This is a genomic window from Shewanella sp. 8A, from assembly GCF_023475945.1.
GTDB lineage: Bacteria > Pseudomonadota > Gammaproteobacteria > Enterobacterales > Shewanellaceae > Shewanella > Shewanella xiamenensis.
Map to the genome: position 1 here is coordinate 1 of NZ_JAMDJP010000107.1, position 523 is coordinate 523.

Consider the following 523-nt stretch of genomic DNA (forward strand, 5'->3'; position numbering starts at 1 on the left):
GCTGGCCTTTTCTATTGTGCACCTGATTAGGGGTTGCCATATTCAAACTCAGATGCGGTCTCATATCGTTGTATATTGCTATCGATTCTCTAACAAGTATCTTCAGCTCCGCAAATGTCCTACATCGGTGCAGTAAAAACTCCTGCTTCAGTATGCCATTCACTCTTTCTGCTAATGCATTTTGGTAGCAATCATAACCATCCGTCATTGACGGCTGGATTCGGCTCGCCTGAAGCGCATTCTGATAAACTGCTGAGCAGTATTGTAAGCCTCTGTCTGAGTGATGCACTGCGTTGCCGATATAGCGTTTATCTTTTATGGCCATTTTTAACGCTTTCACCACACTCTCGGCTTTCATGTCTTTACTCACGTGATGACCGACTATCTTACGCGAACTGGCATCGGTGACCAATGACAGGTAGTGCACACCTTGGTCTGACTCAAGATAGGTGATATCGCTGACCAGTACATGCTCTGCATCATGCAGTCCTTTCTCTTTCAGCAAATTAGGATGCTTCTTCAT

Annotated in this window: 1 protein-coding gene; it reads right to left on the reverse strand. The window is 45.1% G+C overall.

Annotation, left to right across the window (positions count from 1 at the left end; all coding sequences use genetic code 11):
* Positions 1–523: IS3 family transposase (locus M0413_RS22745; RefSeq protein ID WP_249555760.1), on the reverse strand; the 523-nt coding region annotated here is incomplete at both ends.